General features: G+C 69.3%; 13 protein-coding genes. 12 read left to right on the forward strand and 1 reads right to left on the reverse strand.

Going from position 1 to position 13,670, the window contains the following annotated elements; genetic code table 11:
- Nucleotides 1-39 precede the first annotated feature (39 nt).
- The 7 genes from GGR66_RS16305 (at nucleotide 40) to recO (ending at nucleotide 7,628) form a co-directional block, all read left to right on the forward strand.
- Nucleotides 40-1,575 (forward strand): DegQ family serine endoprotease, encoded by a 1,536-nt coding sequence (locus tag GGR66_RS16305; RefSeq protein ID WP_184449108.1) that lies wholly within the window; start codon nucleotides 40-42, stop codon nucleotides 1,573-1,575.
- A gap of 172 nt (nucleotides 1,576-1,747) precedes the next feature.
- A complete protein-coding gene (gene lepA, locus GGR66_RS16310) occupies nucleotides 1,748-3,538 on the forward strand; it encodes a translation elongation factor 4 (RefSeq protein ID WP_184449366.1) in 1,791 nt (596 codons plus the stop codon).
- A gap of 112 nt (nucleotides 3,539-3,650) precedes the next feature.
- Nucleotides 3,651-4,451: a signal peptidase I gene (lepB, locus tag GGR66_RS16315; RefSeq protein ID WP_167087410.1), complete on the forward strand. Its 801-nt coding sequence runs from the start codon at nucleotides 3,651-3,653 to the stop codon at nucleotides 4,449-4,451.
- A 20-nt stretch (nucleotides 4,452-4,471) separates the two neighbouring features.
- Complete coding sequence (locus GGR66_RS16320; protein WP_167087412.1) at nucleotides 4,472-4,849, forward strand: DUF4845 domain-containing protein; 378 nt, start codon at nucleotides 4,472-4,474, stop codon at nucleotides 4,847-4,849.
- On the forward strand, nucleotides 4,839-5,519 hold the full coding sequence (gene rnc, locus GGR66_RS16325; RefSeq protein ID WP_167087414.1) for a ribonuclease III: 681 nt from the start codon (nucleotides 4,839-4,841) through the stop codon (nucleotides 5,517-5,519). The genes GGR66_RS16320 and rnc overlap by 11 nt, the downstream gene beginning before the upstream one ends.
- The gene (gene era, locus GGR66_RS16330; protein ID WP_184449110.1) at nucleotides 5,516-6,421 is read left to right on the forward strand and encodes a GTPase Era; all 906 of its coding nucleotides are present in this window, start codon (nucleotides 5,516-5,518) and stop codon (nucleotides 6,419-6,421) included. Before rnc ends, era begins: the two co-directional genes overlap by 4 nt.
- A 346-nt stretch (nucleotides 6,422-6,767) precedes the next feature.
- Nucleotides 6,768-7,628, forward strand: coding sequence for a DNA repair protein RecO (recO, locus tag GGR66_RS16335; RefSeq protein ID WP_326521053.1), 861 nt, complete (start codon nucleotides 6,768-6,770; stop codon nucleotides 7,626-7,628).
- Between the two features lie 453 nt (nucleotides 7,629-8,081).
- Here recO and GGR66_RS16340 read toward each other — a convergent pair whose 3' ends face one another.
- Complete coding sequence (locus GGR66_RS16340; RefSeq protein ID WP_184449114.1) at nucleotides 8,082-8,792, reverse strand: response regulator; 711 nt, start codon at nucleotides 8,790-8,792, stop codon at nucleotides 8,082-8,084.
- A gap of 150 nt (nucleotides 8,793-8,942) precedes the next feature.
- Here GGR66_RS16340 and rlmD point away from each other — a divergent pair, with 150 nt between their 5' ends.
- The 5 genes from rlmD (at nucleotide 8,943) to GGR66_RS16365 (ending at nucleotide 13,646) form a co-directional block, all read left to right on the forward strand.
- The gene (gene rlmD / locus GGR66_RS16345) at nucleotides 8,943-10,289 is read left to right on the forward strand and encodes a 23S rRNA (uracil(1939)-C(5))-methyltransferase RlmD (RefSeq protein WP_184449116.1); all 1,347 of its coding nucleotides are present in this window, start codon (nucleotides 8,943-8,945) and stop codon (nucleotides 10,287-10,289) included.
- Nucleotides 10,290-10,358: 69 nt separating this feature from the next.
- Nucleotides 10,359-10,865, forward strand: a complete 507-nt coding sequence (locus GGR66_RS16350; RefSeq protein WP_184449119.1) for a CYTH domain-containing protein — start codon at nucleotides 10,359-10,361, stop codon at nucleotides 10,863-10,865.
- Nucleotides 10,866-11,028: 163 nt separating this feature from the next.
- Entirely contained in the window at nucleotides 11,029-11,703 is a 675-nt protein-coding gene (locus GGR66_RS16355) for a DsbA family oxidoreductase (RefSeq protein ID WP_184449121.1), read from the forward strand.
- Between the two features lie 381 nt (nucleotides 11,704-12,084).
- Entirely contained in the window at nucleotides 12,085-13,092 is a 1,008-nt protein-coding gene (nagZ, locus tag GGR66_RS16360; protein ID WP_184449122.1) for a beta-N-acetylhexosaminidase, read from the forward strand.
- Nucleotides 13,092-13,646 carry a hypoxanthine-guanine phosphoribosyltransferase gene (locus GGR66_RS16365; RefSeq protein ID WP_167087430.1) on the forward strand — a complete coding sequence of 185 codons (555 nt, stop codon included), beginning with the start codon at nucleotides 13,092-13,094 and terminating at the stop codon, nucleotides 13,644-13,646. Before nagZ ends, GGR66_RS16365 begins: the two co-directional genes overlap by 1 nt.
- Nucleotides 13,647-13,670 lie beyond the last annotated feature (24 nt).

The raw sequence follows: 13,670 nt of genomic DNA on the forward strand, positions 1-13,670 counted from the left end.
CCTCGTTCTTCCCCTTCCCGAACCGGAGGCTCGCGTCCGATGACTCACCGTATCCGCCACCATCTGTTGGGCCTGCTGGCGCTGACCGTGCCGCTGGCCGCCTGCGCGCAGCAGCCCAGCCCCAGCGCCGCCAGCACCACGCCGCCGGCCGCGCAGTCCGCGCCCGCGCCGCAGCTGGTCGGCAATCTTCCCGACTTCACCCGCCTGGTCGAACAGGTCGGTCCGGGCGTGGTCAATGTCGAGACCACCATCAGCCGCCGCGCCGCGGCCGCGCGCTCCGGCGGCGGCATGCCCGACGACGACCAGATCCCCGAATTCTTCCGCCGCTTCTTCGGTCCGGAAGGCATGCCGGGCATGCCCGGGCAACCGCGCGGCGGCGCGCCGGACGACGATGGCGGCCCCGCCGGGCGCTCGATGGGCTCGGGCTTCATCATCTCGCCCGACGGCTACGTGCTGACCAACCACCACGTGGTCGACGGCGCCAGCGAGGTCAAGGTCAAGCTCACCGACCGCCGCGAGTTCACCGCCAAGGTGGTCGGCAGCGACCAGCAGTACGACGTGGCCCTGCTGAAGATCGACGGCAAGAACCTGCCGACGGTGCGCATCGGCGACTCCAACCTGCTCAAGCCCGGCCAGTGGGTGGTGGCGATCGGCTCGCCGTTCGGCCTGGACCACTCGGTCACCGCCGGCATCGTCAGCGCCACCGGCCGCAGCAACCCCTACGCCGACCAGCGCTACGTGCCGTTCATCCAGACCGACGTGGCGATCAACCAGGGCAACTCCGGCGGCCCGCTGCTCAACACCCGTGGCGAGGTGGTCGGCATCAATTCGCAGATCTTCTCCGCCTCCGGCGGCTACATGGGCATCAGCTTCGCGATCCCGATCGACCTGGCGATGAGCGCGGTCGAGCAGATCAAGAAGACCGGCAAGGTCACCCGCGCGCAGCTCGGGGTCATGGTCGGCGCCATCGATTCGCTGAAGGCGCAGGGCCTGGGCCTGCCGGATACCCGCGGCGCCCTGGTCAACCAGCTCGTCCAGGGCAGCCCGGCGGCCAAGGCCGGCCTGGAAGTGGGCGACGTGATCCGCACCGTCAACGGCACCGAGATCGGCGCCTCCAGCGACCTGCCACCGATGATCGGCGCGATGCAGCCGGGCGCCAAGGTGCGCCTGGGCATCCTGCGCGACGGCAAGCCGCGCGAGCTGACCGTGCAACTGACCGCGCTGGCCGACGACGCCCAGGCCAATGCCGGTCCGGCGGTCGGCGACAACGCCGCCCCGGCCACCGGCGCCAACGCGCTGCTCGGCATCGACGTGGCCGATCTGGACGCGGCCACCCGCCAGCAGCTGGGCCTGGAGCCGGGCAAGGGCGTGCGCATCACCGCGGTGACCGGCCGCGCCGCGCGCGAGGCGCAACTGGTGCCGGGCATGGTGATCCTGCAGGTCGGGCGTACCCCGGTCGGCAGCGTGGCGGCCCTGAACCAGCAGTTGAGCGCCTACAAGAAGGGCGATGTGGTGATGCTGCTGATCCGCGTCCGCGACACCACCAGCTTCGTCGCGGTGCGCGCCGGCGGCTGATCCGCGCGCCCGGCCGAGGCCGGGCACCGTCCCGGGCGCCGATCCAGAGCGGTCGGCGCCCCGGGACGGGGGCGAATCCGGCGGCCGTCACCAGCGGCCGCCGGCCATGCGATAATGGCCCGTTATCCTGACGACGGTCCTGGCCGCCGCCCACCTCATGTCCTCTGATTCGATGCGGAACATCCGCAATTTCTCCATCATCGCCCACGTCGACCACGGCAAATCGACCCTGGCCGATCGCATCATCCAACTCTGTGGCGGCCTGCAGGCGCGCGAGATGGAAGCGCAGGTGCTCGATTCCAACCCGATCGAGCGCGAGCGCGGCATCACCATCAAGGCCCAGTCCGTGTCGCTGCCGTACACCGCGCAGGACGGGCAGGTCTACCACCTGAACTTCATCGACACCCCCGGCCACGTCGACTTCTCCTACGAGGTCAGCCGCTCGCTGGCCGCCTGCGAGGGCGCGCTGCTGGTGGTGGATGCGGCGCAGGGCGTGGAAGCGCAGTCGGTGGCCAACTGCTACACCGCGGTGGAGCAGGGCCTGGAAGTGGTGCCGGTGCTGAACAAGATCGACCTGCCCACCGCCGACATCGACCGCGCCAAGGCCGAGATCGAGGCGGTGATCGGCATCGACGCCACCGACGCGGTCGCGGTCAGCGCCAAGACCGGGCTGAACGTGCGCGACGTGTTGGAGGCGATCGTGCAGCGCATCCCGCCGCCGGTGCCGCGCGACACCGACAAGCTGCAGGCGCTGATCATCGACTCCTGGTTCGACAACTACCTGGGCGTGGTCTCGCTGGTGCGGGTGATGCAGGGCGAGATCAAGGCCGGCGACAAGCTGCTGGTGATGTCCACCGGCCGCACCCACCAGGTCGACAGCGTCGGCGTGTTCACGCCCAAGCGCAAGCCGCTGCCGGCGCTGCGCGCGGGCGAGGTGGGCTGGGTCACCGCCAGCATCAAGGACGTGCACGGCGCCCCGGTCGGCGACACTCTGACCCTGGCCGGCGATCCGGCCACCAAGCCGCTGCCCGGCTTCCAGGAAATGCAGCCGCGCGTGTTCGCCGGCCTGTTCCCGGTGGACGCCGAGGACTACACCAACCTGCGCGAGGCGCTGGACAAGCTGCGCCTGAACGATGCGGCACTGCGCTTCGAGCCGGAAAGCTCCGAGGCGATGGGCTTCGGCTTCCGCTGCGGCTTCCTCGGCATGCTGCACATGGAGATCGTGCAGGAGCGCCTGGAGCGCGAGTACAACCTGGACCTGATCAGCACCGCGCCGACCGTGGTCTACGAGGTGCTGAAGACCGACGGTTCGATCATCAGCATGGACAACCCGGCCAAGCTGCCGCAGTTGAACATGGTCGAGGAGATCCGCGAGCCGATCATCCGCGCCAACATCCTCACCCCCGAGGAATACATCGGCAACATCATCAAGCTGTGCGAGGAAAAGCGCGGCAGCCAGATCGGCATCAACTACCTGGGCAGCCAGGTGCAGATCAGCTACGAGCTGCCGATGGCCGAGGTGGTGCTGGACTTCTTCGACAAGCTCAAGTCGGTCAGCCGCGGCTACGCCTCGCTGGACTACCACTTCGTGCGTTTCGATGCCGGTCCGTTCGTGCGCGTGGACGTGCTGATCAACGGCGACAAGGTCGATGCGCTGTCGCTGATCGCGCACCGCAGCCACGCCGACCGCCGCGGCCGCGAGCTGTGCGAGAAGATGAAGGATCTGATCCCGCGGCAGATGTTCGACGTGGCCATCCAGGCCGCGATCGGCTCGCAGATCATCGCCCGCACCACGGTCAAGGCGATGCGCAAGAACGTGCTGGCCAAGTGCTATGGTGGCGACGTCTCGCGCAAGAAGAAGCTTCTGGAAAAGCAGAAGGAAGGCAAGAAGCGCATGAAGCAGGTCGGCCGCGTGGAAATCCCGCAGGAAGCCTTCCTGGCGGTGCTGCAGATGGACAAGTAACTGGGAATGGGGATTCGGGATTGGAGATTGGCCAAGGCAGACGCGTCTGCCGTCATCCCGTTCTTGCGAATCCCATCTCCCCAATCCCCAATCCCGTTCCGAAGGAACCCGAATGAAATGGTTTGAAATCGCGCTGGTGGTGCTGACCTTCGCCACCGGCATCATCACCCTGCTGGACAAGCTGTTCTTCGCCAAGCGCCGCGCCGCGCGGGCCGGGTTGCTGGACGCCGAGCCGGTGCTGGTGGACTACTCGCGGGCGTTCTTCCCGGTGCTGGCGGTGGTGCTGATCCTGCGCAGCTTCATCGCCGAGCCGTACAAGATCCCGTCCAGCTCGATGATGCCGAATCTGCTGGTCGGCGATTTCATCCTGGTCAACAAGTTCTCCTACGGCTTCCGCCTGCCGATCACCAACCAGAAGATCATTCCGGTGGGCGAGCCCAAGCGCGGCGACGTGGTGGTGTTCAAGCCGCCGCACAAGCCGGACGAGAACTGGATCAAGCGCGTGATCGGCCTGCCGGGCGACCGCATCGGCTTCCACGGCGACACCCTGTACATCAACGGCACGCCGATGAAGTACAAGGTCATGGGCGAGTACGTCGGCAAGGGCAAGGGCGCGGAAATGACCGGCGCCACGCTGCTGACCGAGTACCTGCCGGGCCGTACCCACACCGAACTGGAATGGATCGACCGCAACAACCCGGCCGGCCAGGGCGACTGGGTGGTGCCGCCGGGCAAGTATTTCGTGATGGGCGATAATCGCGACAACAGCGAGGACAGCCGGTTCTGGACCCAGACCCACTTCCTGCCCGAAGAGAACCTGCGCGGCAAGGCGTTCCTGATCTGGCTCAATTGCGAAGGGTGGTTCTGCAGCGGCAGTTTCGATCCGTCGCGGATCGGAACGGCCATCCAGTGACTGGCGTGAGGGGAAGCGCGATGAAGCACAAGCAAAGTGGCATGACCTTGACCTCGTTCGTGATCGTGCTGGCGGTGGTCGGGTTCTTCGTCTACATCGGCATGAAGCTGTTCCCGATGTACATGGAGTTCTACGCGGTGCGCTCGGCGATGAAGGGCCTGGCGACCGAAACCGGAAGCGCCGAGATTGACCCGTCGCAGGTCAAGGCCTCGCTGTTCCGGCGCCTGGACATCAACAATTCGGACAACGTCAAGCCGAGTGACGTCACCTTCGAGCGCACCGATACCGGCGTGAAGATGCATGTGGCCTATGAAGTGCGCCGTCCGCTGATCGCCAATCTGGACGTGGTCGGCAAGTTCGACGCCACCCAGGACCTGACGACGCGTGGTGGCCAGTAAGACCATCCTGCGCGGTGACCGCATCGGTCACCGCTTCGCCGAACCGCAGCTGCTGGCGCAGGCGCTGACCCATCGCAGCGCCGGTGCGCCGCACAACGAACGCCTGGAATTTCTCGGCGACGGCATCGTCAATCTGCTGATCGCCGAGGCGCTGTACCAGCGCTGGCCCAAGGCTGACGAGGGCGCGCTGACCCGCGCCCGCGCCGAACTGGTGCGCGAGGCCTCGCTGGCCGCGATCGGTCGGCAACTGGAGCTGGGCGAACGCCTGACCCTGGGGCCGGGCGAGATGAAGTCCGGCGGCCATCGCCGCGACTCGATCCTGGCCGATGCGGTGGAGGCCGTGGTCGCGGCGATCTACCTGGACGCCGGCTTCGAGGCCTGCCGCGCCACGATCCTGCCCTGGTTCGAGGCCGCGTTGGCGGCGCTGCCGGTCGGCAAGGTGGAGAAGGACGCCAAGACCCGCCTGCAGGAATGGCTGCAGGCCCGGCAGCGGAGCCTGCCGGCCTACGAATTGATCAGCGAGACCGGCGACGACCACGCCAAAGTATTCCGGGTACGCTGCGTACTCGCCGAGCCCGCCCTGGTCACCGAGGGCGAGGGCACCTCGCGGCGCCTGGCCGAGCAGCAGGCCGCCGCCGCCGCCATCGAGCAACTGGATTCGAGCAAGTGAACGAACAAGCCACCCCCCCTTACCGCAGCGGCAGTGTGGCCGTGATCGGCCGCCCCAATGTGGGCAAGTCCACCCTGACCAACGCCCTGGTGGGCGCCAAGGTCAGCATCGTCTCCAACCGGCCGCAGACCACCCGGCACCGGCTGCTCGGCATTGCCAGCTTTCCGGCCGGTCAGTTGCTGCTGGTCGACACCCCCGGCCTGCACCGCGAGCAGAAGCGCGCGATGAACCGCGTGATGAATCGCGCCGCGCGCGGCTCGCTGGAAGGCGTGGACGCCGGCCTGCTGGTGATCGAGGCCGGGCGCTGGGACGACGAGGACACGCTGGCGTTCAACGTGCTCAGCGATGCCGGCATCCCGGTGGTGCTAGTGGTCAACAAGGTCGACCGGCTCAAGGACAAGACCGCGCTGCTGCCGTTCCTGCAGCAGGTCAGCGAGGGCCGCAGCTTCGCCGCGGTGCATCCGATCTCCGCGCTCAAGCGCAAGGGCCTGGAGGCGCTGGTGCGCGACCTGCTGGCGCTGGTGCCGGAAGCGCCGCCGATGTTCGGCGAGGACGAGATCACCGACCGCAGCCAGCGCTTCCTGGCCGGCGAACTGGTGCGCGAGCAGTTGATGCGCCAGCTCGGCGAGGAACTGCCGTACGCGACCACCGTGGAGATCGAACGCTTCGCCGAGGACGGCGCGCTGCTGCGCATCGGCGCGGTGATCTGGGTCGAGCGCGAAGGCCAGAAGGCGATCGTGATCGGCAAGGGCGGCACCCGCCTCAAGGACATCGGCGCCAAGGCCCGCCAGCAGATGGAGCGCCTGTTCGGCGCCAAGGTGTTCCTGGAGACCTGGGTGCGCGTGCGCGAGGGCTGGTCCGACGACGAGGCCGCGCTGAAGGCGTTCGGCTACGGGGAGTGAAGCCGGCAAGCCGGGATTGGGGATTGGGGATTCGGGATGAACAGCCTGCGGCTGTTGGAAGCCGGGATGACAGCCTTCGGCTGTTGGAACCCGGGATTCGGAAGCTCTGCTAGATCAAGGCAAGGATGGCGTTTTTGTAGGAGCGGCTTTAGCCGCGACGGGCGTCACCGGTAACCGCTGTCGCGGCTAATCCCACAAGAGGGGACAAGAGGCGCACCTACAAAAGGCCCAGCCTTGCTCGACACCGATTCAATTCGATACAGAGTCGTCTCTCGTTTCCCGCTTCTCGCGCACCCGTTCCGCCCCCTGACCGCCGCTCCTGCGAATCCCGAATCCCCACTCCCGAATCCCCGCCTTGATCGAGCACGAACCCGGTTTCGTCCTGCATGCGCGGCCCTGGCGCGAGACCAGCCTGCTGGTGGAGGTGCTGAGCGTGCACCACGGCCGGCTCGGCGTGCTGGCGCGCGGCGTGCAGGGGCCGAAGAAGCAGGCCCTGCGCGCGGCGCTGCAGCCGCTGCAGTCGATCCACTTCAGTGCGCAGCGGCGCGGCGAGCTGGCGCAGTTGCGCGCGGCCGAGGCCGTGGACACGGCGCCGCGGCTCAGCGGCGAGGCGATGCTGGCCGGGTTCTATATCAACGAACTGACCCTGCGCCTGGCGCCGCGCGACGATCCGGCACCGGACCTGTACCTGGCCTACGCGCGGGTGCGCGCGCGGCTGGCCGCCGAGGCGCCGCTGGCCTGGTCGCTGCGCTGCTTCGAACGCGACCTGCTGGAGGCGCTGGGCGTGGGCTTCGACCTGCGCCACGACGGCGACGGCGACCCGATCGACCCGGCCGCGCGCTACGTGCTGGACGCCGAACACGGGCCGCGGCGGCTGTTGAGCGACCGCGGCCACGACCAGCGCAGCGGCATGGCTACCGGCCGCGCCTTGTTGGCCCTGGCCGACGACACCGAACCGGTTGCCGAGGATCTGCCCGGCCTGCGCCGCGGCATGCGCGTGGTGCTGCTGCACCACCTCGGCGGGCGCGGCCTGAAATCCTGGGAAATGGTCGAGGACCTGGCGCGCCAGCGCAGCGCCGCCGCCGCGGAGTCGGAGTCGGCAGCGCCCGCGACGCCGGAGCCGGACGCCGAGCTGGATGCGCAACGCGATTCGACGTCGGCGTCCACGCCGGAAGCGCCGCGGTCGCCGTCCTCAGCGGAGTCGTGATCGGGGCGGATCGGCGGCGCGAGTCGGCACGTGGGCCGCGTTCGTCACACCTCGACCGAATGCAGCTTGCCCCGTAGGAATGACCTCGGTGGCGACATCGCCAGCGCCATTGTCCCGCCGTCGCCGTCGCCGTCGCCGTCGCCGTCGCCGTCGTCGTACCGCGGGATCAATGGGGGATGCGAGGGCGGCCGGCTGAAGGCCGCCATGGCCACGTCTGGGAGCGTGCGCGGGTCGCGCCTCAAGCCGCTCTACGCCGACTCGTGCAGAAGACGGGGATCCATCCCTACTCCCCAATCCCTGCTCTGGGACGGGAGGCCAGATGGGTCGAGGGGGCTGCGGTGGGGCCGCCTTTGGCATATCCGGGTGCGCGCGGGTCGCGGCTGAAGCGTCCCCACACCCATTGCCACAGAAGACCGGGCGTCATCCCCAATCCCCAATCCCCAATCCCAGCGTTCAGTGCAACAACGCCGCCACCGCCTCGCTGAACTGGTGGCGCGCCTGCGAGGAGGCCGGGTCGCCATGCAGCTGGCGCACGGCACGCGCCAGGCGGGCGGCGCCGACGAAGCCGCAGCTGGCCTGCAACCGGTGCAGGTGGGTGCGCACGGCCTGCTCGTCGCTGAGCTGCAGGGCCGAGGCGACCGCGTCGCGGGTGACCGGCAGTTCGGCTAGGAACAGCTCGCGCAGGGCGATCAGATGCGCGCGCTCGCCGTTGAGTGCGGCCAGCGCGGTGGTCTCGTCCCAGTCCAGGGTCGGCTCGGCGCTCCCAGGCGTGCCGCCGAGGCGGCCGCGGGCGAGCAGCCGGCGCACCGATTGCAGCAACCGGTCGGTGCTGAGCGGCTTGAGCAGCACGTCGGCGAAGCCGGCGTCGAGCAACTGCGCGCGGACCGTGGCGCTGGCGTCGGCGGTATGCGCCAGGCCGAGGGTGCCGGGGCGTTGCCGCTGCAACTGGTGCAGCAACTCGCTGCCGCTGCCGTCGGGCAGGTTGGCGTCGATCAGCCAGAGGTCGTGCGCCTGCGTCTGCGCGCGGGCGAGGGCGCTGGCGACCGAGTCGGCCAGGTCCACCTGGGCCGGCAGCGACTGCAGTGTCGCGTCGAAGAAGGCGCGACTGATCGGGTCGTCTTCGACGAGCAGCAGTCGCGTTACCGGGTCCTGGATCGATGCCATGCTATGCCTCCATGCGGCGTGTTCGCATCCCGCGCGGCGGCGCGCGTGCGTCGCGCCACTTTGCCTCGCCGGCGCGGCAATCGCAAGCCGGTCCCGGCCCGGTCCATCTGCGACAATGGCGGCCCTTTTCCGCCCGCAGCCTGTTGCCACGTGGCCCGATCCAGAAACCGTCTCGACCGCACGCCCTTCCAGACCGACATCGCCGACCTCAGCCACGACGGCCGCGGCGTCGCCCGCCGCGAGGGCGACAAGGTCGCCTTCGTCGCCGGCGCGCTGCCCGGCGAGACCGTCCTCGCCGAACCCACCGCACGCAACCGCCACTTCGACGAGGCGCGCACCGTGCAGGTGCTGCAGGCCTCGCCGCAGCGGGTGACGCCGCGCTGTCCGCATTTCGGGGTCTGCGCCGGCTGCGTGCTGCAGCACCTGGCCGAGGACCAGCAGATCGTCGCCAAGCAGCGGGTGCTGACCGAGAACCTGGAGCGCATCGGCCACGTGACCCCGCAGGCGGTGCTGCCGGCGCTGACCGGCGCGCCCTGGGGCTACCGGCGCAAGGGCCGCTTCTCGGTGCGGCGGGTGGAAAAGAAGGACAAGACCCTGGTCGGCTTCCGCGAGCAGGACCCGCGCTTCGTCGCCGACCTTTCGGTGTGCCACACGGTGATCCCGCAGATCGGCTTCAAGGTGACCGCGCTGGCCGACCTGGTCGAAAGTCTGGACGGCAAGCGCGACATCCCGCAGATCGAGTTCATCGCCGGCGACGCCGCGGTGGCGCTGACCTTCCGCCACATGCAGCCGCTGAGCGCGCGCGACCAGGACGCGCTGATCGCCTTCGCCCAGGAACACGACTTCGCCATCTTCCTGCAGCCCGGCGGCGTGGACAGCGTGCATCCGCTATACCCGCAGGACGTGCCGCTGTCGTTCCGGCTGCCGCAGTGGGACGTGGAACTGGCGTTCCGGCCGCTGGACTTCATCCAGGTCAATGCCGCGCTCAACGAGAAGATGATCGCGCACGCGCTGGCGCTGCTCGACGCGCAACCCGGCGACCGGGTGCTGGACCTGTTCTGTGGCCTGGGCAACTTCACCCTGCCGCTGGCGCGCACCGTGCGCGAGGTGGTCGGCGTGGAAGGCGACGCCGGGCTGGTGGCGCGCGCGCGGGAGAACGCACAGCGCAACGGCCTGGACAACGCCCAGTTCTTCGCCGCGGACCTGACCCAGGACCAGCGCCAGGCGCCGTGGATGCGCCAGGGCTTCGACAAGCTGCTGCTCGACCCGCCGCGCTCCGGCGCGCTGGAGGTGCTGCAGCAACTGCCGCTGAAACAGTTCCAGCGCATCGTCTACGTCAGTTGCCATCCCGGCTCGCTGGCGCGCGACGCCGGCTATCTGGTCAACGAACAGGGCTTCGTGCTCAAGGCCGCCGGCGCGATGGACATGTTCCCGCATACCGCGCATGTGGAGAGCATTGCGGTATTTGAAAAGCCGGGAATGGGGAGTCGGGATTAGGGAGTCGTCACAGCGGCTGCGCGCGCGGTTTAAGCTTTTTCCATTCTCCTTTCCCCATTCCCGATTCCCATGGCCATCGAAATCGAACGTAAATTCCTGGTGACCGGCGACGGCTGGCGCGCGGCGGCGCATGCCGTGATTCCGATGGCGCAGGGCTATCTCAACGACCAGACGGCGCTGGCCAGCGGGGCGCAGAAGGCGTCGGTGCGGGTGCGGGTGCAGGGCGAGGCGGCGTTCCTCAACCTCAAGTCGCGCGAGCTCGGACACACCCGCCAGGAGTTCGAGTATCCGATTCCGCTGGACGATGCGCGCGCGCTGCTGGCGCTGTGCGCGGGCGGGCTGATCGACAAGCGCCGGCATCTCGTGCAGCACCAGGGCCACCTGTGGGAAGTGGACGAGTTCCTCGGCGACAACGCCGGGCTGGTCGTCGCCGAGATCGAACTGGACAGCGCCGACGAAGCGTTCGCCAAGCCGGACTGGCTCGGCGCCGAAGTCAGCGACGACCCGCGGTACTACAACGTGGCGCTGGCAAGCTGTCCATTCTGCGAGTGGCAGGGAGTGGGGATTAGGGATTAGGGATTAGGGATTAGGGATTGGCAAAAGCGTAAAGCCAAACGCCGCACGCGGCACGCTTTTGCGAATCCCCACTCCCCAGTCCCGAATCCCCGCTTCTCGCAGCAATCGGGCTTATGCTTTTGCGAATCCCTAATCCCTAATCCCTAATCCCTAATCCCCGCTCATGCGCATCGATATCTGGTCCGACGTGGTCTGCCCCTGGTGCTGGATCGGCAAGCGCCGCTTGCAGCAAGGTCTTGCATCGCTCGGCGCGGATGCGCCGGCGCTGGAGATCCACTGGCATCCGTATCAGCTGGATCCGGACGCCGGCACCGAGCCGGTGCCGTTGCGCGAGGCCTATGCGGCCAAGTTCGGCGGGGCGACGCGCACCGAGCAGATCCTGGCGCAGACCCAGGCCACTGCGCGTGCCGAAGGTCTGCCGTTCGACTTCGGCCGCGGCCAGGTGCGGGTGACCACGCTGCCGGCGCACCGGCTGCTGTGGCTGGCCGCGCGCGAGGGCGATGTCGACGCGGTGGCCGAAGCGCTGTTCCATGCGCACTTCGCCGAGGGCCGTAATCTGGCCGACCCGCAGACGCTGTGCGATGCCGGCGCTGCGGGCGGATTGCCGGCGGCGCGGGTGCAGGCGCTGTTGCAGGGCGACGAGGGGCTGCACGAGATCGAGGCGGAACTGCAGCAGGCGCAGGCCATGGGCATCCGTGCGGTGCCCACCTACGTCATCGATGGACGCCAGGCGCTGCAGGGCGCGCAGCCGCCGGAGGTGATTGCGGCGACCGTGCGCGGTCTGCTCGCCGACGCCCAGGCGGGCCAGGACTGCGGCCCGGACGGATGCGCGGTCTAGGCGCGCGCGTGCGGCACAGCGGGACCCACTCGCCGCGTGCGGCGCGCTAGACAGCGAAGTATCAGTGGCGAAGGGGCGGCCCGCGGTGTTGCGCGGGCGTCCCGCCGGCACCGATGCCGGCCCGCCGGGGCGTCTCCCGCATTCTGCACCCGCACGGGCCACGCCAGCCATGGCCGCAAGGCCGCCTGGGCTCGGGGACCGGGCGAACTGCCGCCCGGCCCGGCCCGGATTGCACGGCGCAGCGCTATCCGCGCCGATGTTCAGCACGTTCGTTACCGAGACGTGTCAGCTGGCAGGGTCGCGGCCTGCCGCCAGCGCCGGCATCTGCGACAATGCCGGCCCACAGGCGCCTGAACCGCGCCGGCAGGAGGAATCCCCCGCATGCTCGCGATCGGCGTTGCCGGTACCGAACTCACCGCGCAGGAGCGCGACTGGCTGCAGCACGATGCGGTGGCCGGCGTGGTCCTGTTCAAACGCAATTTCGCCTCGCGCGCGCAGGTGACCGAGCTGAGCGCGGCGATCCGCGCCGCGACGCCGCGACCGCTGCTGATCTGCGTGGATCAGGAGGGCGGCCGCGTGCAGCGCTTCCGCGAGGGCTACAGCGCGCTGCCGCCGCTGCAGGGCTTCGGCGCGTTGTACGCGCGCGATCCCGCCGCTGCACTGGAACTGGCCGAACAGCATGCCTGGCTGATGGCCAGCGAGATCCGCGCCAGTGGCGTCGACCTGAGCTTCGCCCCGGTGCTGGACCTGGCCCGCGGCAACCGCGCCATCGGCGACCGCGCCTTCAGCGACGACCCGCAGGTGGTCGCCGCCTTCGCCGCGGCCTATGTGCGCGGCATGCACAGCGTCGGCATGGGCGCCACCCTCAAGCATTTCCCCGGCCACGGTACCGTGCTCGAGGACACCCACGTCGACAACGCCGAGGACCCGCGTCCGTTGCAGACCCTGCGCCAGGAAGACCTGGTGCCGTTCGCCGCCGGCATCGCCGCCGGTGCCGATGCGGTGATGATGGCGCACGTGGTCTATCCGCAGGTGGCGCCGGAGCCGGCCGGCTACTCGCCGCGCTGGATCCAGCAGATCCTGCGCCAGGACCTGGGCTTCCGCGGCGTGGTGTTCTCCGACGACATCGGCATGGCCGCCTCGTTCGCCGCCGGCGGTGTCGCCGCGCGGGTCACCGCGCACCTGGACGCCGGCTGCGACGTGGTCCTGGTCTGCCATCCGGAACTGGTCGACGAATCGCTGCAGGCCGTGCGCGACCGCCCGCTCAACACCGCCGCGCTGCTCGGCCTGATCGGCCGTGGCGGCCTCGGCTGGGACGGCCTGCTGGCCGACGCCCGCTACGGCCACACCCAATCCCATCTGCTCTCCACCTTCGGAAAAACCGCCTGATGTCCACTCTCACCATCGCCCAGGCCCTGGCCCAGGCCGACCTGCTGGTCGATCGCACCCGCATCGACCAGGCCATCGCCCACATGGCCGACGCCATCGCCGCCGACTACCGCGGCGAAATCCCGGTCTACCTGACCATCATGCACGGCGCGCTGCCGTTCGCCGGCCAGCTGGCGCTGGAACTGGGCAGCCGCGGCCAGGACCTGCAGCTGGACTACCTGCACGCCACCCGCTACCGCGGTGAGACCGTCGGCGGCGAGCTGGTGTGGAAGCACCGCCCGGCCACCGCGCTGTACGGCCGCCGCGTGCTGCTGCTCGACGACATCCTCGACGAAGGCCTGACCCTGAAGGCGGTGCGCGAGTGGTGCCTGGAGCAGGGCGCCACCGACGTGCGCATCGCCGCGCTGACGGTCAAGCGCCACGACCGCTGCGTGCCCGGGGTGAGCGCCGACTACATCGGCGTCGAGGTGCCGGACCGCTACGTGTTCGGCTTCGGCATGGACGTCAACGAGGCCCTGCGCAACCTGCCGGCGATCTACGCGATGAAGGAGTAAGCGGGTAAGCGAGCCAGTCTCGCC

Origin of the sequence: Xanthomonas sp. 3498 (genome assembly GCF_014199795.1) — a bacterium.
Taxonomy (GTDB): domain Bacteria; phylum Pseudomonadota; class Gammaproteobacteria; order Xanthomonadales; family Xanthomonadaceae; genus Xanthomonas_A; species Xanthomonas_A rydalmerensis.

Bases quoted from the DNA above. Each gene is read 5' to 3' on its own strand.
- GGR66_RS16355 (WP_184449121.1), top strand. From the start codon at position 11,029: ATGCGCATCGATATCTGGTCCGACGTGGTCTGCCCCTGGTGCTGGATC.
- nagZ (WP_184449122.1), top strand. From the start codon at position 12,085: ATGCTCGCGATCGGCGTTGCCGGTACCGAACTCACCGCGCAGGAGCGC.
- lepA (WP_184449366.1), top strand. From the start codon at position 1,748: ATGCGGAACATCCGCAATTTCTCCATCATCGCCCACGTCGACCACGGC.
- GGR66_RS16350 (WP_184449119.1), top strand. From the start codon at position 10,359: ATGGCCATCGAAATCGAACGTAAATTCCTGGTGACCGGCGACGGCTGG.
- lepB (WP_167087410.1), top strand. From the start codon at position 3,651: ATGAAATGGTTTGAAATCGCGCTGGTGGTGCTGACCTTCGCCACCGGC.
- GGR66_RS16365 (WP_167087430.1), top strand. From the start codon at position 13,092: ATGTCCACTCTCACCATCGCCCAGGCCCTGGCCCAGGCCGACCTGCTG.
- GGR66_RS16340 (WP_184449114.1), bottom strand. From the start codon at position 8,792: ATGGCATCGATCCAGGACCCGGTAACGCGACTGCTGCTCGTCGAAGAC.
- GGR66_RS16305 (WP_184449108.1), top strand. From the start codon at position 40: ATGACTCACCGTATCCGCCACCATCTGTTGGGCCTGCTGGCGCTGACC.
- GGR66_RS16320 (WP_167087412.1), top strand. From the start codon at position 4,472: ATGAAGCACAAGCAAAGTGGCATGACCTTGACCTCGTTCGTGATCGTG.